General features: G+C 66.7%; 19 protein-coding genes. 18 read left to right on the top strand and 1 reads right to left on the bottom strand.

Translation table 11 applies throughout. The features are described from left to right. Nucleotides 1-61 precede the first annotated feature (61 nt). From VGI62_RS18390 to VGI62_RS18430, 9 genes are all read left to right on the top strand, one after another. The gene (locus VGI62_RS18390) at nucleotides 62-1,036 is read left to right on the top strand and encodes a quinone oxidoreductase (RefSeq protein ID WP_331506001.1); all 975 of its coding nucleotides are present in this window, start codon (nucleotides 62-64) and stop codon (nucleotides 1,034-1,036) included. 17 nt (nucleotides 1,037-1,053) lie between these two features. Then, nucleotides 1,054-1,950 carry a TauD/TfdA dioxygenase family protein gene (locus VGI62_RS18395; RefSeq protein ID WP_331506002.1) on the top strand — a complete coding sequence of 299 codons (897 nt, stop codon included), beginning with the start codon at nucleotides 1,054-1,056 and terminating at the stop codon, nucleotides 1,948-1,950. Nucleotides 1,951-2,005: 55 nt separating this feature from the next. Continuing rightward, the gene (locus VGI62_RS18400; protein ID WP_331506003.1) at nucleotides 2,006-3,061 is read left to right on the top strand and encodes a 3-keto-5-aminohexanoate cleavage protein; all 1,056 of its coding nucleotides are present in this window, start codon (nucleotides 2,006-2,008) and stop codon (nucleotides 3,059-3,061) included. Between the two features lie 21 nt (nucleotides 3,062-3,082). Further along, nucleotides 3,083-3,667, top strand: coding sequence for an RBBP9/YdeN family alpha/beta hydrolase (locus VGI62_RS18405; RefSeq protein ID WP_331506004.1), 585 nt, complete (start codon nucleotides 3,083-3,085; stop codon nucleotides 3,665-3,667). Beyond that, nucleotides 3,664-4,773 carry a YeiH family protein gene (locus VGI62_RS18410; RefSeq protein ID WP_331506005.1) on the top strand — a complete coding sequence of 370 codons (1,110 nt, stop codon included), beginning with the start codon at nucleotides 3,664-3,666 and terminating at the stop codon, nucleotides 4,771-4,773. Before VGI62_RS18405 ends, VGI62_RS18410 begins: the two co-directional genes overlap by 4 nt. After that, on the top strand, nucleotides 4,770-6,065 hold the full coding sequence (locus VGI62_RS18415; RefSeq protein ID WP_331506006.1) for an MFS transporter: 1,296 nt from the start codon (nucleotides 4,770-4,772) through the stop codon (nucleotides 6,063-6,065). The genes VGI62_RS18410 and VGI62_RS18415 overlap by 4 nt, the downstream gene beginning before the upstream one ends. Nucleotides 6,066-6,074: 9 nt before the next feature. Beyond that, the gene (locus VGI62_RS18420) at nucleotides 6,075-8,435 is read left to right on the top strand and encodes a TonB-dependent receptor (RefSeq protein ID WP_331506007.1); all 2,361 of its coding nucleotides are present in this window, start codon (nucleotides 6,075-6,077) and stop codon (nucleotides 8,433-8,435) included. A gap of 760 nt (nucleotides 8,436-9,195) precedes the next feature. Beyond that, entirely contained in the window at nucleotides 9,196-9,924 is a 729-nt protein-coding gene (locus tag VGI62_RS18425) for a cytochrome c oxidase assembly protein (protein WP_331506008.1), read from the top strand. After that, nucleotides 9,921-10,421, top strand: a complete 501-nt coding sequence (locus VGI62_RS18430) for a hypothetical protein (RefSeq protein WP_331506009.1) — start codon at nucleotides 9,921-9,923, stop codon at nucleotides 10,419-10,421. Before VGI62_RS18425 ends, VGI62_RS18430 begins: the two co-directional genes overlap by 4 nt. On the opposite strand, the gene VGI62_RS18435 is transcribed toward VGI62_RS18430, so the two are convergent. Continuing rightward, complete coding sequence (locus VGI62_RS18435) at nucleotides 10,385-10,900, bottom strand: DUF2231 domain-containing protein (RefSeq protein WP_331506010.1); 516 nt, start codon at nucleotides 10,898-10,900, stop codon at nucleotides 10,385-10,387. The genes VGI62_RS18430 and VGI62_RS18435 overlap by 37 nt on opposite strands. 108 nt (nucleotides 10,901-11,008) lie before the next feature. Between VGI62_RS18435 and coxB the strand changes: the two genes are divergently transcribed. The 9 genes from coxB to VGI62_RS18480 all read left to right on the top strand — a co-directional run bounded on the left by coxB (nucleotide 11,009) and on the right by VGI62_RS18480 (nucleotide 21,684). Continuing rightward, complete coding sequence (gene coxB / locus VGI62_RS18440) at nucleotides 11,009-11,638, top strand: cytochrome c oxidase subunit II (RefSeq protein WP_331506011.1); 630 nt, start codon at nucleotides 11,009-11,011, stop codon at nucleotides 11,636-11,638. Then, complete coding sequence (ctaD, locus tag VGI62_RS18445) at nucleotides 11,635-14,172, top strand: cytochrome c oxidase subunit I (protein ID WP_331506012.1); 2,538 nt, start codon at nucleotides 11,635-11,637, stop codon at nucleotides 14,170-14,172. Before coxB ends, ctaD begins: the two co-directional genes overlap by 4 nt. Continuing rightward, nucleotides 14,169-14,549 (top strand): hypothetical protein, encoded by a 381-nt coding sequence (locus tag VGI62_RS18450; RefSeq protein ID WP_331506013.1) that lies wholly within the window; start codon nucleotides 14,169-14,171, stop codon nucleotides 14,547-14,549. The genes ctaD and VGI62_RS18450 overlap by 4 nt, the downstream gene beginning before the upstream one ends. A gap of 22 nt (nucleotides 14,550-14,571) precedes the next feature. Next, nucleotides 14,572-15,888, top strand: a complete 1,317-nt coding sequence (locus VGI62_RS18455; RefSeq protein WP_331506014.1) for a ferredoxin reductase family protein — start codon at nucleotides 14,572-14,574, stop codon at nucleotides 15,886-15,888. Nucleotides 15,889-16,298: 410 nt separating this feature from the next. Continuing rightward, nucleotides 16,299-16,826: a hypothetical protein gene (locus VGI62_RS18460; protein WP_331506015.1), complete on the top strand. Its 528-nt coding sequence runs from the start codon at nucleotides 16,299-16,301 to the stop codon at nucleotides 16,824-16,826. Nucleotides 16,827-16,887: 61 nt separating this feature from the next. After that, nucleotides 16,888-17,898: a hypothetical protein gene (locus VGI62_RS18465; RefSeq protein WP_331506016.1), complete on the top strand. Its 1,011-nt coding sequence runs from the start codon at nucleotides 16,888-16,890 to the stop codon at nucleotides 17,896-17,898. Nucleotides 17,899-17,908: 10 nt separating this feature from the next. After that, complete coding sequence (locus VGI62_RS18470) at nucleotides 17,909-19,255, top strand: Dyp-type peroxidase (RefSeq protein WP_331506017.1); 1,347 nt, start codon at nucleotides 17,909-17,911, stop codon at nucleotides 19,253-19,255. Beyond that, nucleotides 19,252-20,691, top strand: coding sequence for an NAD(P)/FAD-dependent oxidoreductase (locus VGI62_RS18475; RefSeq protein WP_331506018.1), 1,440 nt, complete (start codon nucleotides 19,252-19,254; stop codon nucleotides 20,689-20,691). Before VGI62_RS18470 ends, VGI62_RS18475 begins: the two co-directional genes overlap by 4 nt. A 39-nt stretch (nucleotides 20,692-20,730) precedes the next feature. Beyond that, nucleotides 20,731-21,684: a transporter gene (locus VGI62_RS18480; protein WP_331506019.1), complete on the top strand. Its 954-nt coding sequence runs from the start codon at nucleotides 20,731-20,733 to the stop codon at nucleotides 21,682-21,684. Nucleotides 21,685-21,775 lie beyond the last annotated feature (91 nt).

Consider the following 21,775-nt stretch of genomic DNA (forward strand, 5'->3'; position numbering starts at 1 on the left):
GCCTTAGAGCTCCTTGTCAGTGAGACGAGGGTTCGCAGGAACCCCGTGAGGAGACGCTAGGGTGCATAAGGCGATCAGATTCCACGAGGTAGGCGGTCCGGAGGTGATGAACCTCGAGGACGTCAACGTGGGAGAACCGGGCCCCGGCGAGGCGCGCGTGCGCCACGTGGCCGTCGGCCTGAACTTCGCCGACACCTATTTCCGCAGCGGACTCTATCCGTCGGCGCTGCCGGCGGGACTGGGCGTCGAGGCCGCGGGCGTCGTCGAGGCGGTGGGCGCCGGCGTCGACAATGTCTCGGCGGGCGATCGCGTCGCCTACACCGGCAGTCCGCTCGGCGCCTATTCCACAGCTCGCGTGATGCCGGCCGACTCGCTCGTGAAGCTGCCTGACGAGATCGCCTTCGAGACCGCCGCGGCGATGATGATGCGCGGCCTGACCTCGGCTTACCTGCTGCGGCGGATCTGGCCGCTCCAGTCCGGTGACACCGTCCTGCTGCACGCCGCCGCAGGTGGTGTCGGCCTCATCGTTTCCCAATGGGCCAAGCTCCTCGGCCTGACCGTCATCGGCACGGTCTCCAGCGACGCCAAGGCCGAGCTGGCCCGGGCCCACGGGTGCGACCACATCATCCGCTACGACCGCGAGGACGTCGCCGCCAGCGTGCGGGCCCTGACCGCCGGCGCTGGCGTACCGGTGGTCTTCGACAGCGTCGGCAAGGACACCTTCGCCGGCTCGCTGGACTCGCTCAGGCGCCGGGGTCTGTTGGTCTGCTTCGGCACCGCCTCGGGACCGCAGCCGCCGATTCAGGCCATGCAGCTGGCGATCAAGGGTTCCCTCTTCGTAACGCGGCCGGCTCTGGCCGATTACATCGCCGACCCGGCCGAGCGGGCCGAACTGGCGGGCGAGCTCTTCGGCCACGTCGCCGCCGGCCGCATCCGCATCGAGATCAACCAGCACTACGAACTCGCCGACGCCCGGCGCGCCCACCAGGACCTCGAGGGTCGGCGCACCACCGGCTCCTCGATCTTCGTCCTCTGAGCCACGGAGTTCGGACCATGCCCAGCAGCGTGACCACCGCCCCCCGAAAGACCGGCCTCGGATCGATCCGGGCCACGCCACTGACCTGCTTCATCGGCGCGGAGCTGAACAATCTCGACCTCGCCCATGCGGCGGCGGACGCCGACCTCTTCGCGGAGGTGAAAGCGCTGCTGCTGCAGCACAAGGTGCTGTTCCTGCGCGACCAGACCATGAGCCGGGCCGAGCACGTCGCCTTCGCCAGCCGCTTTGGCGCGCTGGAGGACCATCCGGTCGTCGGCAGCGATCCGGAGCACCCGGGCCTGGTCCGCATCTACAAAAACCTCGAAAGCCCGCCCGAGCACTACGAGAACGCCTGGCATTGCGACGCGACCTGGCGCGAGGCGCCCCCGATGGGCGCGGTCCTGCGATGCATCGAGGGTCCGGCGGTCGGCGGCGACACGATCTGGGCCAACATGGCCCGGGCCTACGAGGACCTGCCGCCCCACATCAAGGACCAGATCGCAACCCTGCGGGCGAGCCACTCGATCGAGTCCACCTTCGGGGCGGCCATGTCCGTGGAACAACGCCACGCCCTGAAGGCGCGCTTCCCGGACGCCGAACATCCCGTCGTGCGCACCCACCCCGAGACCGGGGAGAAGGTGCTCTTCGTCAGCGGTTTCGCGACGCACTTCGTGAACTTCCACACGCCGAAGAACGTCCGCTTCGGCCAGGACTACGCGCCCGGCGGCGCGAACCTTCTGGCCTACCTCATCGGCCGCGCCGCGATCCCTGAGTACCAGGTCCGCTGGCGCTGGACGCCGAACAGCGTGGCCATCTGGGACAACCGCTGTACCCAGCATTACGCCGTCCAGGACTACTGGCCGGCGGTCCGCAAGATGGAGCGCGCCGGGATCGTCGGGGACGCGCCGTTCTGACCGCGCCGCCCAGCACACCTTTCCATACGACACCCCTCCACAAGGAGACGCTACGATGAACTTCCTCGACGACTCGCTGCTTCCGGAGAACCAGGAAGACCTGGTGATCACGGTCGCGCCCTATGGCCCCGAGTGGGTGATGTCGGACTTCCCGGAGGACTTGCCGCTGACCATGGACGAGCACGTCCAGAAGGCGGTCGATTGTTACAACGCCGGGGCCACCGTCCTCCACATGCACGTCCGCGAGCTGGACGGCACGGGCTCGAAGCGCCTGTCGATGTTCAACGAACTGCTAGCGCGTCTGCGCGAGGCCGTGCCGGACATGATCCTCCAGGTCGGCGGCTCGATCTCCTTTGCGCCCGAGGGCGAGGGCGAGGCGGCCAAGTGGCTCTCCGACGACACCCGCCACATGCTGGCGGAGCTGCAGCCGCGGCCTGACCAAGTGACGGTCGCCGTCAACACCAGCCAGTTCAACATCGTCGAGCTGATGGACGCCGACGACTACAAGGGCACTTCGTTCGAGGACCCGGCGCTCTACGAAGCCTACCGCGAGATGACCATCCCGGCCGGCCCAGGCTGGCTCGAGGAGCACGTCCGCAGGCTGTCAGCCAACGGTGTCCAGTCTCACTTCCAGTTCGGCCACATCAGCCAGCTCGAAACCGTCGAGCGCATGATGCGGCGGGGCAAGTTCTACGGGCCGCTGATCCTCACCTGGGTGGCCATCGGTGGCGGGTTCGACGCGCCCAACCCCTACACCATGATGAACTTCATCCGGCAGGTTCCGGATGGAGCGGTGCTGACGCTGGAATCCTCGATGCGCCACGTCCTGCCGCTGAACATGATGGCCATCGCCATGGGCCTGCACGTCCGCTGCGGGAATGAGGACAACCTGTGGACCCAGGACAAGCGCAACAAGATGAGCTCGGTCGAACAGGTCGAGCAGCTGGTCCGGATCTCGCGTGAGTTCGGCCGCGAGATCGCCACCGGCAAGGAAGCCAAGCGCATCTACCGCATCGGCGAGTTCTACCAGAGCGTCGACGAGACCTTGGCGAAGAACGGCTTCGCGCCGAACCGCGAGCCTGGCCAGAAGGGCTTCCTGCTGCACGCGTAGGGCGGCGGCGGAATCTCAACCATGACTAAGGAAAGGGGCGCGATGCGCTCGACGATCTTGTTCGTCCCGGGTTTGCGCGACCACGTGGCGGAACACTGGCAGACGCTGCTCGCAGCGGAGCTTCCCGGATCGCGAACCGTCGCGCCGCTGGAGCACGACAAGCTCAGCTGCGCGGCGCGGATCGAGGCCCTCGACCGCGCAATCGCCGCGATCGAGGGGCCGGTCGTCCTGGCCGCTCACAGCGCGGGCTGCATGATGGTGGCGCACTGGGCCCAACAGCATCACCGCCCGATCAAGGGTGCGCTGCTGGCCACGCCGGCCGACATCGAGCGCCCGCTGCCCGCCGGCTATCCGACCTTGCCCGACCTTCAGGCCAATGGCTGGTTGCCGCTTCCGCGCTCGCCGCTGCCGTTCCCCAGCATCGTCGCAGCCAGCAGCAACGATCCCCTGGCCGCGGCGGACCGCACGGAGGATCTCGCCCGCGCCTGGTCAAGCCAGCTCGTCCAACTGGGCAAGGTCGGACACCTTAATCCGGCCGCCGGCTTCGGGCCCTGGCCAGGCGCTTTGGAGCTGCTGCACGCCCTCGACCGCGAGGGCGCCGCTTGAGCGCAACTCACGTCCTGGCAGGCGCGCCGACCGACGCCGGCCTCACCCAGTCGCTCGGCGCGATGGAGGGCCTTCCCCTCGGCGTCGCGGCCACGCACCGCAAACCCGGGTCTGGCGCGCGCGCGCTGCTGTTCGCCGTCTACCCCGGCCTGCTCGCCGCACTGACCATCGCGCTCGCCGCGACCTGGCTTTCCCAGCACTACCGCGTCCCGGTGATGCTGTTCGCGCTGTTGTTCGGCATGGCCTTCAATTTCCTGCACCAGGAGGGGCGTTGCGTCGCCGGGATCGATTTCGTCTCGAAATCGGTGCTGCGGGTGGGCGTAGCCCTGCTTGGCGCGAAAATCACCGCAGGCCAGATCCTGGGTCTGGGCGTGATGCCCCTCGTTACGGTGCTGGTCGCCGTCACCAGCACCATCAGCCTGGGCGCGTTGGCGTCGAAGCGGTTCGGACAAAGCCGCGCGTTCGGCGTCCTGACCGGCGGGGCCGTGGGCATCTGTGGGGCCTCGGCCGCCCTGGCCATCGCCTCGATCCTTCCGCAGACCGAGGATAGCGAGCGCGACACGATCCTGGCCGTCGTGACCGTCACGGCCTTGTCGACGATTGCGATGATCACCTACCCGCTGATTGCGGCCCTCGTGGGTCTCGACCACGCGCAAGCCGGCATCTTCCTGGGCGGTACGATCCACGATGTCGCCCAGGTCGTGGGCGCCGGCTACACCGTCTCGCCACAGACCGGCGACATCGCCACCTACGTGAAGCTGCTACGGGTCGCATTGCTGCTCCCCGCAGTCCTGGTGCTCGGCCTTGCCTGGCGCGGAACGGCCGCCCGAAGCGGCGAAGCGCGCGGCAAACTACCCTTTCCGCTCTTCCTACTGGGCTTTGCGGTCCTGGTCGCGGCCGGCAGCTTCAGGCTGCTGCCGCCGGCCGCGGTCGACGCGGCGTCCGCCCTCTCGCGCTGGTGCCTCGTGGCGGCGGTGGCGGGGCTCGGAATGAAGACGTCGTTTGGAGCCCTGGTGAAGGTCGGCTGGCGCCCGGTCGCGCTGATCGTCACCGAAACTGTCTGGATCGGAGGGCTCGTGCTCGCCGCGACGCTGCTGTGGCGATGACCGCAAGAAGCATCGAGATCGGCCACACGGTCAGCGCGGACGAAAGTCCCGCTCGCCCAACAACGCGCGCCTGGCTGGTGTTCGGCGTCTCCTTCGCGCTGCTCCTGTCGGACTACATGTCGCGCCAGGTCCTCGCAGCGGTCTTTCCGCTGTTGAAGGTCCAGTGGTCGCTGAGCGACAGCCAGCTCGGTACTCTGGGCGGCGTCGTCGCCCTGATGGTCGGGCTTCTGACCTTCCCGTTTTCGCTCCTGGCCGATCGCGTCGGACGCGCGCGCTCCGTAGCGGCCATGGCCCTCACGTGGAGCGTGGCCACCTTGGCCTGCGGGCTTGCCGCCAGCTACGGCCAACTGTTGCTCGCACGCCTGGCCCTGGGCGTTGGCGAGGCCGCTTACGGCAGCGTGGGCCTGGCCGTGGTCTTCACCTATTTCCCGCGCACCATGCGCGCCACCATCACCAGCGCCTTCATGGCCGGCGGGGTTTTCGGCTCGTTCATCGGCCTCGTGTTGGGCGGCGCTGTCTCGGCGCAGATGGGCTGGCGCGGGTCCTTCAACGTCATGGGAGGCATAGGTCTTGCGCTGGTGGTCGGCTACGTCCTGATCGTGCGCGACAGGCCCCGGCCCGCCTCGCAGGTCAAATCGGCCTCGTCGCCGTCCGTTTTCAGCCTGCCCGGCGTGCTCCGGGGCCTGTTCGGAGATCCCGGCGTTGTCCTGACGTACATCGCCAGCGGACTGCAGCTCTTCGTTCTCGGAGCGATCACCGCCTGGGCGCCCAGCTATCTGAACCGCCAATACGCCTTGTCACCAGCCGCAGCGGCCTCGACGGCCGCCGTCCTGCTACTCTCGTGCGGCGTAGGCATGGTGGTCTGGGGGGGATTGAGCGACCGCCTGTCGAAGGCGCGGCCACAGCGGCGCCCCGCGCTGGCTGCGGCCCTCGGCCTTTCGACATTCGTCCTGCTCGAAGCGGCCCTTCTTCTGCCCCACGGCGCGCTCCAGACGCTGTGTGCGGTGATCGGCCTCTTCTGCGCCGGCGGGACCACCGGGCCGGCCGGGGCGGTCGTCGCCGACCGGACGCCGCCGCTCCTGCATGGCGCGGCGCTCGCAGTCCTGACACTTGCCAATAATCTCATCGGCCTCGCGCCCGGCCCCGCCGTCACCGGCGCCCTGGCCGATCGCCTGGGTCTCCAAGCTGCGCTGCAGGTGGCCGCCTGCTTCGCACTCTTCGCCGCTGGCGTCTTCTGGCTCAGCGGCCGCTTTCGTAACTCCAATCCACAAACAGGGCCCCAGCGGGCCTAGGGGGAAACAATGTCGAATCGTAACTTCTGGCGCCTTGGCGCCTCATGGATGGTGCTCGTCGCCTGCGCGGCGCCGGCGCTCGCCCGAGCCGCCGACGCCACGCCCGATGCGGGCGCTGCGGCTGGGGCCGTCGAAGAAGTGGTCGTGACCGCCCAGAAGCGCGCTGAGAATATCCAGGACGTGCCGCTCTCGATCATGGCCGCCTCAAGCAAGCAGATGGAGGCGAAGGGCGTTCAGAGCGCCGTCGATCTCGAGCGCATCATGCCGAACCTGCGCTTCGACTCCATCGCCCAGGCCTCCGGCATCGCCGTACGCATCCGCGGCTTCGGCGCAAGTTCGAACGCCGCTATCGATCCGAGCGTCGCGCCCTACATCGACGGGGTCTACATCCCCCGCCCAGGCGCCATCCTGTCCAGCTTCCTCGATGTCGAAGGTGTCGAAGTGCTGCGCGGTCCCCAGGGCACGCTCTTCGGCCGTAACGCCACGGTCGGTGCGGTCTCGCTGCATACCTATGCGCCCTCCACCTCCGGTTTCTCAGCCCGGGTGGCCGCACAGGCCGCCAACTACGGCAGCTACCAGGGCGAGGGGATGGTCAACATGCCCGTGACCCAGGACTTCGCGGTCCGTGTGGCGGCCCTCGCCAACACCACCGACGGCTTCATCAAGAACCAGCTGGATGGCCACACCTACGGCAAGAACAGCACCGCAGAGGGCCGCTTGTCGGCGAAATGGACGCCCACCGCCGACCTGACCTGGATCGGCCGGGTCGACTACGCCCACACGAGCGGCGACGGCGTGCTGATCAACCAGGTGGACACGTCCACCGCCACGGCCGGCCAGATCGCCGCCTACACCGCGCGCCTGGGCGGCAACCCGACAACCCTGTCGTTCCCGCCGAGCTTCCACACCAACCAGAAGTTCGACAACCTGAACCTCTCCGACCGGCAGTGGGGTGTCTCCAGCGACCTCAACTGGAGCTTTGCGGGCGGCTACACGCTGCGGCTGATCGACTCCTATCGCGACTGGCAGAACGAGCAGAGCGACGGCGATGTGGTGTTCACCACGCGCGACATTCTGAACCGCGACGCTTCGTTCGCCAGCAAGGCCCAGAGCCACGAACTGCAGCTGATCTCACCCAAGGGCCTGCTTGACGGCAAACTCGATTTCGTCGCCGGCCTCTACTATTTCGACGAAGACTACCACATCACCGAGCGGTTCAACCTCGGCAGCCAGTACTGCAGCTTCGTGATCGGCGCGGCCGCACCAGGGCTGGTCGGCGCCTGCAACGCCTTCCCGAAGCTCGGCGCCGCCAATGGCGCGTTCGAACAGACAGCGAAGAGCTACGCCGGCTACGTCCAGGCAAACTATGCGCTGACCAAGGACCTCAGCCTGATCCTCGGCGCACGTGAGACGCACGACGACAAGTCGGGCAGCTTCGTCGAAACCCTCACCAACCCCACCGCAGCCCCTGTCCGCGCTGCGGAGAACACGCCCAACCTCAGCTTCAAGGACTCACAGCCGAACTGGCGGGCCAGCCTGAACTATCAGGTCGCGCCGGCCGTCACGACTTTCCTCACCTACTCGACGGGCTACAAGTCCGGCGGCCTGAACTCGGCCGGCGGGGCGCAGGCTCTCGGCGCCAAGCGGCTCTTCAATTCGGAGACTTCGACCGACTGGGAAGCGGGCATGAAGTCGACCTGGCTCGACCACCGCCTGCTGCTCAACGTCACCGCCTACCGCACCGAACTCGACAACTTCCAGGACCGCTCGTTTGACGGCGTGAGCTTCATCGTGCGCAACGCCGGCAGCGTCCGCGCCCAAGGCCTGGAGTTCGAAGGCCAGTTCCGGCCGGAACAGCATGTCAGCGTCGATTTCGCGGCCGCCTACCTGGACTCGAAATTCACCGACAACAAAAACGCTCCGGGGCTGCCGGCATGCACCGGCGCTGCGACCTCCTGCCCGATGACGCAGGATCTCACCGGCCGGACGACCACCTTCGCTCCGAAGTGGCAGGGCAACTTTGGCGCGCAGTACGAAACCGACCCGCTTTTCGGCGGCTTCACGCTGGCGCTGCGCGGCGACGTCAACTTCAACTCCGGAATGTACACGACCAACGACCTCAACCCGCAGGGCTGGACGGACGGCTCGACGCTGTGGGGCGGCCGCGCGACCCTGACGAGCCAGGACCGGAGCCTGACCCTGGCGCTCTTTGGCGAGAACCTCACCGACGAACACGACTTCCGCACCAAGTTCCCGCAGGTGCTGGATTCGGTCTTCGGCGTGCGGATCCCGTCGACCGGGGCGACCTTGATGCGGGGCTTCATGAACACGCCAAGGACCTTTGGCCTGCGCGTGACCAAGACCTACTAGCAGGGCTTGGGCCGCGACCTTAGGGTCGCCGGCCCGCCGGCCAAGTTCAGCGGCAGCGGCGACCGGGGGGCGTCGCCCGCATGGACTTGGCCGGTTCCTGCCAATTCCTCTGAGACTTTGAACGACCCGAGGATGACCTGGGAAGGCCGCGGACGTGTCCAACGTCCATCGACCCGTCAGCCGGTCCTAAGGCGAACGTTTCAGCGGGCTAACCGCGGCGGCTTGCGATACGCGCCGCCAGCGGGCGTCGAGAGCCCTCGCGGCAGCCTCGGCGCCGCCTTGCGTCCAACCGTCGGCGAGACGGCGGCCATGCTTGGCCGCTGCCGACGCGCCAGTCGTCGCGATCGTAATCTAAGGGTTCCTTTCCTGCAGGCGCTCGAGAACGCCCCAGGTGGAGGCGCAATCCGATCCGCCCCCTTGCAGGGCCGGGTCGATCGGCGCCGCAGGTCGTAGCTCGCCGCCTCGCGCCGCCTCGGGTGCGGGCGCCCTGCGTCCGACGTTGCTTGTCGATCGCCCTGCCATTCGGCCTCTCAATTCGACAGGCGTGAGGCGGACCGATGATGGCGGGCCGATCCGGGCTTTTCGAAGAATTGGCGTAGGCGCACAAACGGACCGCCTCGCGTCAATGCGCGCGCCATCTTATTGTGGCGCTTGTTTACTATCGCTCCGTCCTTCTAATCTGGTTCTTCGAACAGTATAAGGACCCGATCATTCAGCCGAGGGCAAACGACAGACGATAACTGACACCGGAGGACCAAGAATGCGCGACCCGATTACGATCGCTTACTGTGGCCCCGCCGCTCTGCCAGGCGATCTCCTGACGCGCTGGAACATTGATCCCTTGGTGCTGGCGGCGATCGCGGGGTTGGCGATCGTGATTGCGAGCGGTCGCAGCGCCAACGCCCGCACGGGCTGGGCAGCCGCAATCCTGATCACCGCGATCTTCGTCTCACCGCTCTGCGCACTCTCCTCGGCGCTCTTCTCGGCGCGCGTGCTGCACCATGTGCTGTTGATTGCTGCGGTTGCGCCGTTGCTCGCGCTTTCCTTCCCGATGTCGAAGCTTCCATTCCCGCCGATCGCCCTGCTCGTCGGCCTCCACGCCATCGTGCTGTGGGTCTGGCACATGCCGGCGCCATACCAGTGGGGACTTGCCAGCGTGCCGACGTATTGGCTGATGCAGGCCTCGCTGCTTGGCAGCGCATGGCTCCTGTGGCGAGCGGTCTTGTCGTCGAAAACGCAAGCCGGTTCGGCTCTCGTCGCGCTCGTGGCGACGATCGCACAAATGGGTCTGCTGGCTGCGCTGATCGTCTTCGCACCGCGCGCGCTCTACGCGGTCCATTTCGCCAGCACCCAAGCTTGGGGAATGAGCCCGCTCGCCGACCAGCAGCTGGCTGGGCTCCTGATGTGGGCCCCAGCGTCCCTGCCCTATCTCGGCGCAGGGCTGTGGCTGGCCTGGTCGAGCTTGCGGCCGGCCGGGTCGGTCGCGTGACGACCCTCCTCAAATTCATCCACCTCGCCACCATCGCCATCTGGTCAGGCGGACTGGTCGTTCTGCCGTTCCTATTCTGGCAGCGCCGCGCCTTGTCGTCAGGGCCGGAACTTGATCGGCTGCACCGGCTGACCCGTTTCGTCTTTGTGGAGATGTGCTCCCCGGCCGCCTTCATCGCCATCGGCAGCGGAACTGCGCTCATCTTCCTGCAGACCACGTTCCTGGAGTGGTTCTCTCTGAAGATGGTGCTCGTGGGACTCCTGGTGATGCTGCACGTCGCCGCCGCCCTGGTCCTCGCGCATCTGTTCGAACCCGGCAGGAGCTTCGGGCGCATCGCCTCGGTAACGCTCACCGGGTCCTACGTGATCCTGATCACGTCGATCATATGGGTGGTGCTCGCCAAGCCCCATATCGATTCCAACCAGATCGCCGTCGGTCTCTTCGCGCCTGGGGGCCTGCGTCAGTTCCTGGGCGAAACCAGAATTCCGATGCCATGATCGAAGACCAGCTTGCCGCCGTGCCAACCCGCGAACCCCGCCAGAGCCGCGGCCAGGGCGGAAAGCGCGAGACCATGCGGCAGGATCGATTCCGGATAGTTCAGCCGCAGGCCCCAGTTCGCCCCGCTGGTCGCGACCAGCGTCATCGCCGCGATCGCATGGGACCAGCTCGCTTCACGCATGCGGATGCCGCGGACAAAGAGCAGTTCCCCGGTCCCGACAAGGCTGGCTGCAACGCCGGTCCAGAAGGTGAAGCCGGCCGCCCAAAGCCCCACCCGGACCCAAAAGACATCCCCCGACCACCAGTAGAAGACGTCGACGCCAAGCGTGGCGATCACGAAGGCGATCGGGAAATGCACCATCATCACGTGGATGGGGTGGCCGACCAGGGCCATCGCCGAGCCGGTGTCGAGGCGAAGCAGCTCGAGCAAAACCGGGCTTTGACTTGTCGCGGACGGATCGTCCTTGCCTGTCGCCATGAGGTCACCCCTCCGCGTCCGAAGCCCGCTCGCCGGCCCGATCATATCGTTCCAAGCCGGGCAGTCATCCTTGCAGTATCGACCGCGCTGGCTGGATGCGCCGGTCCTTTGTCGACGCTTGATCCGGCCGGGCCGGCGGCCAAGTCGATCGCCCATCTCTGGTGGGTGATGTTGGCCGGCGCCGTCGCGCTCTATGCGCTCGTCATGATCCTCTTCGCGCTGGTGATGATGCGGCCCGGATGGGGAGGGATGGTCTCGCCGGCGCGCTGGATCGTGCTCGGCGGCCTGTGCCTGCCGGGGATCATTCTGACACCCTTGGTCGCCCATGCGCTCATGACCGGCGAGGAGCTCTTGCCGGGTCGCGCCGCCAATCCGATGCGGATCGAAGCGGAGGCTCAGCAGTGGAAATGGACGTTCCGCTACCCGGCGCTGGAAGGCGCCGAGACGGTCGGCGTGCTGCATCTCCCGGCCGGTGTGCCGGTCGATATCGTCGTCACGAGCCGTGACGTGATCCACGCATTCTGGATCCCAAGATTGGCCGGCAAGATCGACGCGGTGCCCGGGCACACAAACGTCCTGCGGGTCCAGGCCGCCGCGCCGGGCCGATACCAGGGGCTATGCAACCAATTCTGCGGCATGGGCCACAGCGCGATGCACTTCGATGTCATCGTCCATCCGGCCGCGGAATTCTCGGCCTCGCTCGCCGGCTCCGACGAAGCCGCGGCGGCGCCGCAATGAGCCCCGCGATGGAAGGCTCCACCCACGCAAGCCCGGCCCTTAGGCTGCATCGTCAGCTTGCGGAGATCTGGGGCACGGGCCCTGGCCTGCAGCGCCTCGCGGCGGTCAACCATTCGGTTATCGGCCTGCGCTTCATGGTGACGGCCTTCGCGTTCTTCGCCATCGGCGGCGTGCTCGGGATGCTGACCCGCGTGCAGCTGGCGACGCCCCAGGCGCGGTTCATGGATGTGGAGACCTACAACCAGGTCTTCACCATGCACGGGTCGATGATGCTCTTCCTGTTCGCGATACCCATGCTGGAGGGGATCGCGGTCTATCTGACGCCGAAGATGCTTGGCACGCGGGACTTCGCGTTCCCGCGTCTGACGGCGTACGGCTACTGGTGCTACCTGTTCGGGGGCGCGATCCTCACCGCGGCTTTGGTCGCAGGTGTCGCTCCCGACGGCGGCTGGTTCATGTACACGCCGCTAAGCTCAAAGGTCTTCACGCCCGGAATCAACGCCGACATCTGGCTCTTGGGGGTGACCTTCGTCGAGATATCGGCGCTGACGCTGGCCGTTGAGATCATTGTCTCGGTCCTCACGATGCGGGCGCCGGGCATGTCGCTCGACCGGATGCCGATCTTCGGCTGGTACATGCTGGTGACGGCCCTGATGATGGTCGTGGCCTTTCCACCATTGATCCTCGGCTCGATCCTGCTGGAAACGGAACGGGCCTTCGGCCTGCCGTTCTTCGACCCGACGCGGGGCGGCGATCCGCTGCTCTGGCAGCACCTGTTCTGGCTCTTCGGCCACCCCGACGTCTACATCATCTTCCTGCCGATGGCCGGGCTTCTGTCCACGATGATCCCGGTCTTCGCCGGAACCCCCCTGGTCGGATACCGCGCCGTCGTCGTGGCGATCATCGGGCTGGCTTTCGTCAGCTTCGGAATCTGGGTGCACCACATGTTCACCGTGGGCATCCCGCATCTCGCCCTGGCCTTCTTCTCGGCGGGATCGGCGATCGTCGCTGTGCCAACTGCGGTGCAGCTATTCGCCTGGCTCGCCACCCTTGCTCAGGGGCGGCCGCGCTGGAACGTGCCGATGCTCTACATCTTCGGCTTCTTCTCGACCTTCGTAATCGGAGGCCTGACGGGCGTGATGCTCGCGATGGTGCCGTTCGACTGGCAGGCCCACGACACCTATTTCGTCGTCGCCCATTTCCACTACGTCGTCGGCGGCGCTCTGGCGTTCCCGATGCTGGCCGCCCTCTATTATTGGCTGCCGCTGCTGACGGGGCGGAAAGCTGTCCACGGTTTGTCGATCCCTGCGTTTTGGCTGATCTTTGTCGGCTTCAATATGACGTTCTTCCTGATGCACCTGGTTGGGCTGCTCGGCATGCCGCGGCGCATCTACACCTACTCGGCGATCGAGAACTGGACCTGGCTCAATCTCCTGTCGTCGGTTGGCGGCTTCGTCATGACCATCGGCTTTGCCCTCGTGGTGATCGATCTCATCGCGCAGCTCCGTTTCGGGCGCCGGGTGAGGCGCGATCCCTGGGATGCCGCGACGCTCGAATGGGCCATGCCGATCCCGCCGACCGCTTACGCCTTCGCCTCGCTTCCCAGCATCGAGGCTCGCGCGGACCGGATCGCCGCCGGCGCTTTGGCCCCCTCGCTGGCCCGCGGCGAGGGGTATCTTGGGTTCGCGCGCAATGGCTGGCAGGAGACCCTCGGCGTCAACATGACGACTGGGGCGCCGGAACAACTGATCGTGCTGGCGCGGCAGACCTACCTGCCGCTCTGGACAGCGCTTTCGACAGGCGCCGCGGTGCTTTCGATGTTGTTCCATTTCTATCTGGGCGCCCTTGCCATGGCGCTGGTGACGGCGGGTCTGTTCGTCCTGGCCGGACAGAGCGCAGGCCTCGCCCGTGACTATGGACCTATGCCGGTCGGCCGAGGCGTGAGCCTGGCGCCCCACACCGAATCCGCCGATCCGCCGGCTTGGTGGGCATTGATCTTCGCGCTGGTCGCGGACGGCACGCTGTTCACCTCATTGGTGTTTGGGCTGCTCTACCTGTGGATTTCCGCGCCGAACTGGCCGCCGGCGGGGAGGCCCGAGACGCACCTCCTGCCTGCACTTACGTCCGTGGCCGCGCTTGTCGTCGCCGCGATCGGCGCGCGCGGAGCGCTGCGCTCGGTCGCCGCCGGCCGCCCGCCTGAGCGATGGATCGCGCTGGCGGCGCTCGGCCTGATCGCAGCGATTGCGGGGATCGTCGTCTTGATCGGGAATGTGGTTCCGCGTCCGAACGTGCATGCGCTTGGCGCAACGGCTGCGGCCGTTCTTGCCTTCGTCGCGCTTCATGCTGCGATCGGTCTGCTTTTCCTGCTCAGCAATCTGCTGCGTCGCCGCTCCGGCCTGGTGTCGGCGCTGCGCCGGGTGGATTTTCGCCTGAGCCGGCTTTGGATCGACTACACGACGATCACCGGCGCGCTGGCCATCGGCCTTGTGCTCGCCTTGCCTGCGCTCGTGGATATTTTGGGGATGCGCGCGTGAGAGCAGCGTCTCAGCCGAGATCTCCGAGGAGCGGCGCCGAGGGGGCCGGTCGAGTTCGTTTCTATCCGCCTTGGTTGCTCGGACTGGGCTTCTGCATCTGGGCAAGCGCACTTGTCGTCGCCTACGTCCTTCATAGCGTCGGCTGCACCTTTGCCTGGCCGACCGGCGCGCTTCGCCTGAGCCTGACCTTGGCGATCCTTGCCCACCTTGCCTTGCTCGCGGGGCTATGGGGCGCCTACGCGAGGGCTCGTTCCGGCCCGGAGCTCGGCCAGACCGGCTCGTTCCTGCGCTGGGTTGTCGTCTGGACCCTCATTGCGGCTTTCGTGACGACCGCCTTCACTCTGCTACCCGCGCTCTTTCTAACGACGTGCACCTGATCGCGCGCATGGGATCCTGGCGATGACTTATGTTGTCAAAAGTGCCGTTTGGATCGCCGTATATCTGCTCTTCGTCCTCTCGCCGCTATTGGCGTTGCTGGCGGGCTCGTTGCCGCCCGCGCGCGATTTCTGGACCGAGTTTTCGGCTGCCCTTGGCTATTCAGGGCTGGCGATCATGGGGCTTCAGTTCGGGCTTACGGCGCGTTTCCGCCAAGTGACCGAGCCCTGGGGCGAAGACGTAATCTATCATTTTCATCGGCGGATTTCGCTGTTCGCGGTCGGCCTGGTGATCGTGCACCCGCTGATCATGTTCGCGGTCCAACCGGAGTTGCTCGTCGCGCCCGAATTTCGCGACATCCCGTTGGGCGCCGTAGCGGCCTTCGTATCGGTCTTTTCAGTGGTGGCGCTGGTGGTGATGGCGCTGTGGCGCTCGAAGCTGAGGATCCCTTACGAGACCTGGCATCTCAGCCATATCGCGCTGGCGGTCATCGCCGTCACAGGCGGGCTTCTGCATATGATCGGGTGGGGATTCTACCTGGTGGACCCCTGGAAGCGGCGTCTGTGGATGGGCCTGACGGTCTTCTGGCTCGGATTGCTGTTCTACGTCCGGATCATCAAGCCACTGTTCATGCTCCGACGGCCCTACCGCGTAACGGAAGTCCGCCAGGAGCGCGGAGAGACCACAACGCTGGTGATGCGCCCGGAGGGTCACCCGGGATTTCGCTTCAGGCCAGGCCAGTTCGGCTGGCTGACCGTGTGGGGCAGTCCCTTCAAGATTACCGGGCACCCGTTCTCATTCTCTTCCAGCGCCGCGGCGGCGGATGGTCGGGTCGAGATGTCAATTCGGTCGCTGGGCGACTTCACCAGCGGAATTCCCGATGTCCCGGTGGGCCGGCGGGTCTACATCGACGGACCCTACGGCGCCTTCAGCATCGGCAACCCCGCAGACATGCATGTCCTGATTGCCGGCGGCGTCGGGGTGACGCCGATGATGAGCATGATCCGCACGCTCGCCGATGCCGGCGATAAGCGCCCGGTGGTCTTGCTCTACGGCAGCAAGCAGTGGGACCTCATCACCTTTCGCGAGGACCTGGACGCGCTCAAGGCGCGGCTCGACCTGAAGGTCGTCCATGTGCTCGCAGACCCGCCGGCCGACTGGACCGGGGAGCGGGGTTTCCTGTCCGCAGACGTGCTCAGGCGGCACCTGCCGAAGCCCTACGCCGGCCACGAATACTTCATCTGCGGTCCGGGCGTGATGATGGACGCGATCGAAGCGGCGCTCGCCGAACTGGGGGTGCCCCTGATGAAGTACCACTCCGAGCGCTATAGTTTCGTCTAGGGAGCTTACCGATGCGCCGCTTGTTCGCCGACCGACTGGTCCTTGCCACGGGGGCGCTCGTGATCCTGGGGGCAGTTCTGTTCGCAATCTTGCGGGCAGGGTAACCCCGCGCCTGGACGGCCTTGGGCCGGAGCCGGCTCGCACCGGCGCACGTGATCACCGCGAGCATTTACCGGGTCACGTGCAGTCTCGTCCGGCCTGAACGGGCCGGCGCGGTCAGGGCTGGTGGGCGCACGGACAGAAATATTGGAGCCACGCATCCTCCGTAGCCACCCCCTTTGACGACTACAGCGGCCGAGGCTTGGCGACAAGGGTTTCACCCGATGGCCCGGACGGCGCGCGCGGCGGACCTTGCCCCCCGATAGCGGCCTCGCGTTCGCGCCACCCGCCTTCCTGAGAGGTCCCCCAGCATGAAACCCGCAGCCGCCATTATCCCCAAGCATGATCCCTCGTGGCAGATGGGGAAATACGGCCCGATCTGGCCCAAGACGCCGGCCTGCTACGGGTTTACCCTGATCGCGAAGGTGAAGCCCGGGACCGCTGAGACCATCCGCGGCTATGGCGCCAAGCTCGCGAGCGCCCTGGAAAAGGAACCGTACCTGCTGGCGCCATTGAAGCTGCACTATTTGCGTTGGGTGCTTTTCGACGACGACACGCGCTTCATGTACCAGGGCATCTTCGACACCGACTTCGACAAGTACACTGAAGACGCCATCGACCTGTTCAAGCGGTCGGGCGTCGACACCGTCTTCGAGAACCTCGAGGACTTCCCCGAAGACTGGAAGACCAACCCGGAGGCGTTCATCAGGTTCGTCCGCGCGCACCAGTGCCCGAGCTTCGTGGAGTACGGGGAGTACCCCTTCGTGACGAGCGACGAGATCAAGAAGGCGCTCGCGGTGAAGGAGGCTCTCTCCCAGATGCTCGAGCAGATGCAGTAGGCCGCCGCCGGCGAGAGCCTCGACCAAACCTCGATTTAACCGCGCCTTGCGGGAGAATGACGTGAGCGAACCCGCCCGAACCTACAATCAGACCCACGCGCCGCGCCCCTACGCCAAGGGACGACGTCGGCTCAGCATCTATATCTCCTGGAGCTATCCCGGAGAGGCGAACCGCAACGTCACCGAGTTGGATAATCGCTTTTCGACGCTGACCGAGGTCCGCCGGGTGCTCTGGCCGGCTTACGAAGTCCCCCGCTTCGCCGACCCGCTGCAGTTCCAGCAAGGCATCGCCGGCGCGCTCGAACTCTTCTTCTGGTCCTGGGTCCCGTTCCAGACCCTTGTCCAGGAGGTGAGCGGCGAACGAGTGCCCGTCTTCCAGAGGGTTGATCAGGCGGGCTTCGGCCTGCCGCTCGACGAGCGCGTTCTCGACGACGTGGACACCCTGCTGGTCTTCAGTCTCGACCACAGCGTCACCGGCCAGGAGCCCTCGGCCGCCGAAATCGAGGCGGTGAGCGAGTTCCTGAAACGCGAGGGGACTTGCCTGCTGGTCGGACCCCACCATGACGTCGGCTCCGCAGATGACCTCGACCGGCGGGCCATCGAATATGCCCACCACGGTGACGCTCTGGTGCCCCGCCAGCAGCGGTTCGGCCTCTATGGCCGCACACTGCTGCAGGCGTTGGGCGTGCCCGTAGAGAACCGCCATGCCCTCAGACCCGCCATGCTTCCCGGTTCGAACAAGATCGCGCCGCTGACCATCGCGCGCGACCTCGACAGCAAGGGCTGGCTGGAAGGGGTCGAGAGCTTCAACTTCCACATGCACCTGCCGCACTACGCGGTGACGCGGGAGGACGGGACCGCCCTCGTGCTCGCGAAACAGCCCCTGGATCTTACCAGGCCTCACCCGTTCAGCGACGCCGGCGAGCGAGAGTTCAACAGCCTCGTCTGGGCGCCTCCGCGCGGCGATCGGGCCGGCGACATCCTGGTGGCCGACTCGACAATCTTCAGCACCCTCTTCGGGGGCGACCAGAGCCTGGAACGCTTCTGGAAGAACCTGGCCACGGCGCGGTGAGGCCCGGCGCATGCCAGCAACCTCGCAGATGCACCTGGAACTGGAAGACATTCAGAGCGGCGTACTGCGCCCTCGCCCCTCGCCATATGCCGCCACCTACATCGTGCTTCGCATCGATGATCCGCGGCAAGGTCGCCAACTGATCGGCAGGCTGACGGACATAGTTACGCCCGCCGCAGCCGCGGGGACCACCGATCGCGACACCTTCGTCAGCGTCGCTCTCAGCTATGAAGGACTGAAGGCGCTGGGCGTTCCGGAGGCCTCGCTCGCCTCCTTCGCCTGGGAGTTCCAGCAAGGGATGACCGCCCGCGCCACGGCCCTCGGAGACCTTGGCGAGAGTGCGCCCGAGTTCTGGGAAAAGCCGTTCGGCACCTCCCAGGTCCACCTTGTGTTGATCGGCGTAGCCCCCGATGAGGCGCGGCTTGAGGCGGCGATCGCGCGCGGCCGGCAGGCCTTCGCCGACTTGACGGGCGTGGTCCCAATCTGGCGACAGGACTGCCGCGCTCCCCCTGACGAAAAGGAGCCCTTCGGCTTCCGGGACGGCATCAGCCACCCGGCCGTCGAAGGTAGCGGCATTCCTGGCGACAACCCCTATGAGCAACCGCTCAAAGCCGGAGAGCTGGTGCTCGGTTACGAGGACGAACTCGGGGCGATCGCACCGGCGCCGGAGCCGGCTGCGCTCGGACGCAATGGGACCTACGTCGTCTTTCGCAAGCTTCACCAGCGCGTCGCCGAGTTCCGCCGGTACTTGCGGAACAATGCCAAGGACACCCAGGACGAGGAGCTGCTGGCGGCGAAGATGATGGGCCGCTGGCGGAGCGGCGCACCCCTGGCGCTCTGTCCGCTGCACGACGACCCGGAGCTTGGCGCCGACTCCACGCGCAACAATGCCTTCCTCTACCGGCAGGACGACTCCATCGGCTACAGCACCCCACGGGGCTCCCACGTCCGCCGCTGCAATCCCAGGGATTCGGACGTCGCGGGCGTAGTGCGCCTTCACCGCATGATCCGGCGCGGAACGGCGTACGGGCCTTTGCTCCCGGAAGGCGTGACCGAGGACGACGGCGCCGAGCGCGGACTGATGTTCGCCTTCGTGGGCGCGCACCTGAAGCGGCAGTTCGAGTTCGTTCAGTCTGAGTGGATCAACGGGGGAGACTTTCTGGGCCTCGGCGATGCAAGGGACCCGGTGGCAGGCGCTGCGCTTGGGGACGGCTCCTTTTCCATTCCAAACAAGCCAATCCCGCGACGGCTTAAGGGGCTTGCGCGGTTCGTCGTCACGCGCGGCGGCGAATATGGCTTCATGCCAAGCCTGAGCGGACTGCGCTGGCTGTCCAATCTCGGCGGCGAGGCGACATGAGCGGCTCTGATCCGCAACAGTATGACGTCGTCGTCGTAGGCGCCGGTCCGGCGGGCGCAATGGCGGCGCTTACGGCGGCAGACCGTGGGGCCGGCACCGCGCTCGTGACCGACAACGCCTTCGGCGGCATGGCGGCGAACGACGGACCGGCGCCGGTGCGGACTTTGGCTCACGCCGCGCGCTTGCTGCGCGAGGCGCGCCAACTCGGCCGATACGGGGTGTCCGTGGGCGAGCCCGTGCTCGACTACCCTCGCCTGCTCGAGCGCGTGCGCGAGGTGGTCTCCGAAGTGGGAGCCGCCTCGGCGCTGCGCCCTCAGATCGAGGCCGCCGGCGCCGAGATCTACGAACACGCCGGAGCGGCGCGGTTCGACGGGCCGCAGACCCTGACCACCGCGACGGGACGCAGGTTCAGCGCCAAACGCTTCATCCTCTGCACCGGCGGGGTAAGTCGGCGGCTGCCGATCCCCGGGTTCGAACTCACGGCGACCCATAGCGACGCCTGGTCCCTCACCGCCGTCCCAGAATCAGTGATCGTCGTGGGAGCCGGCGCAACCGGCGCCCAGGTCGCTTCGGTACTGAACGCCTTTGGGAGCCGGGTGCAGCTATACCAGGCTGGCGAGCGGATTCTGGCGACCGAGGAGCCAGAGGTCTCGGCTGCGATGGCCGAGGCGTTCCGCGCCTCAGGCATCGAGGTGCATGAGGGCTTCGGGAACATCGAGGCGTTCGAGCGAACTGCGGACGGGATTCGCATGATCTTTGCAAAGGATGGCGTGCGACGCAGCGCCGAAGCCGCCCTCATCGTCTCGGCGGTCGGCTGGTCGGCGGACACCGAAGCCCTCAATCTCGCCGGAGCGGGCGTCCGGACCGATCCGCGCGGGTTTGTCTCCGTGGACGAACACCAGCAAACGTCATCGCAGAGTGTCTTCGCGGCGGGCGATGTCACCGGCCGCCTGATGCTCGCCGGCCAGGCCCTGCAGGCCGGCTTCGTGGCCGCGACGAACGCGCTCGGCGGTGCGTCCCTCTCCTCCCCTGAGCAGGTCGACCCGGTCGGCAGCTTCACCGACCCGGAGTACGCCCAGGTCGGGCTGGGTGAGGCCCAAGCTCGCGAGACCCATCAGATCGAGGTGGTGAAGGTCGATTTCGCGGCCATGACACGGGCGATCATCGATGGGCGCACGTACGGCTTCTGCAAGCTGATCGTGGACCGCTCCAGCCACCGGATCCTGGGCTGTCACCTGGTGGGCGAGCGCGCTGTCGACATCGTCCAGATCGCCGCCATCGCAATCGCCGCCGGACTGCGGGTGGACGAGTTCGCCCGCGTGCCGCTTTCCTTCCCCACCTACGCCGGCATCCTGGGCCGCGCGGTGGTGACGGCCGCGCGCCGATTGAACCGAGGCGCAGAGGGCTCCTCGCTGCAGCCTGCAGAAATCCTGTGAGCGATGCCGGGGCCCGCCGATGCGCGAGCGGACAGCGCGGTGACTGGAGCCCGAGGCGAGGGGGCGTGGTGGCGAATTATCGCCGCCGTAGTCTTTGCCGCACTGCTCGCAGCGCCGATGCACGCCCGGGCCCAGGACGACGGCCCCAAGGTCTATCAGCTTGCGCCGCTCGGCGCGAAAAACCTCACTGGATTCGCCGTCGCCAAGCGTAGCAACGAGACGCCCGAAAGCGGCGACGTCATCGTAGGCTCGAAGATCGACACCGACATTGTGGTGGTGCGCTACGCCCAGACCTTCAGCCTCGGCGGCGAGCAACTCAACCCGTTCATCATCCTTCCCGTCGGTCACGTGCGCTCGACGGTGCATAGCCCGGAGGGAGACGTGGTTAGCGAAAGCTCTGGCTTCGGAGACGCACAGATCGGCGGCGTGCTGGGCCTTTTCGGCGCGCCGGCCTTGGCGCCCGCCGCCTTCGCGGAATTCAGGCCCCTGATCAGCACTGGACTGTTGGCCCGTGTCTTCTTCCCTACGGGGGCCTACAGCGCCGACCAACCGGTCAACCTCGGGTCAAACCGCTACTCATTCCAGCTCGGGCTGCCCATCGGCCTGATCTTCGGCCAGTCCTATCTCGATCCGGCATTGACCACGCTCGAGCTCCTGCCGACCGTCACCTTCTACGACGCCAACACCAGGCCCTTTGGCGCCGGCCGGGTGACCAAGGCGCCGCAGTTCGCTCTGGAATCCCACCTCACCCGAAATTTCGGTCCATCGGCGTGGGTTTCCGGCGATATCCTTTATCGGCAGGGCGGTGAGACCACGACGGATGGCCAGGCGGACCACAACCCGATCCGCGGCTTGTCCGCCGGACTGTCCGGCGCCCTCAAGCTTGCGCCGAACGCGAGCGTAATCCTGACCTACGAGCAGGTCGTTGCGCGGAGCGACCAAGGCCCCGACGGCTGGTTCTTCCGAACAGCGCTCGTCGTGCCATTCCGATGACGCAGGCCGATACGAGCGTGGGAGGCTGGGCCGCGCGTCAGGATCGCGACAAGGCAATCGGCCGTCGCCCATTGACCATCCACGGGCGCCT

Source organism: Phenylobacterium sp. (assembly GCF_036495085.1).
In the GTDB taxonomy this organism is placed as follows: domain Bacteria; phylum Pseudomonadota; class Alphaproteobacteria; order Caulobacterales; family Caulobacteraceae; genus Phenylobacterium.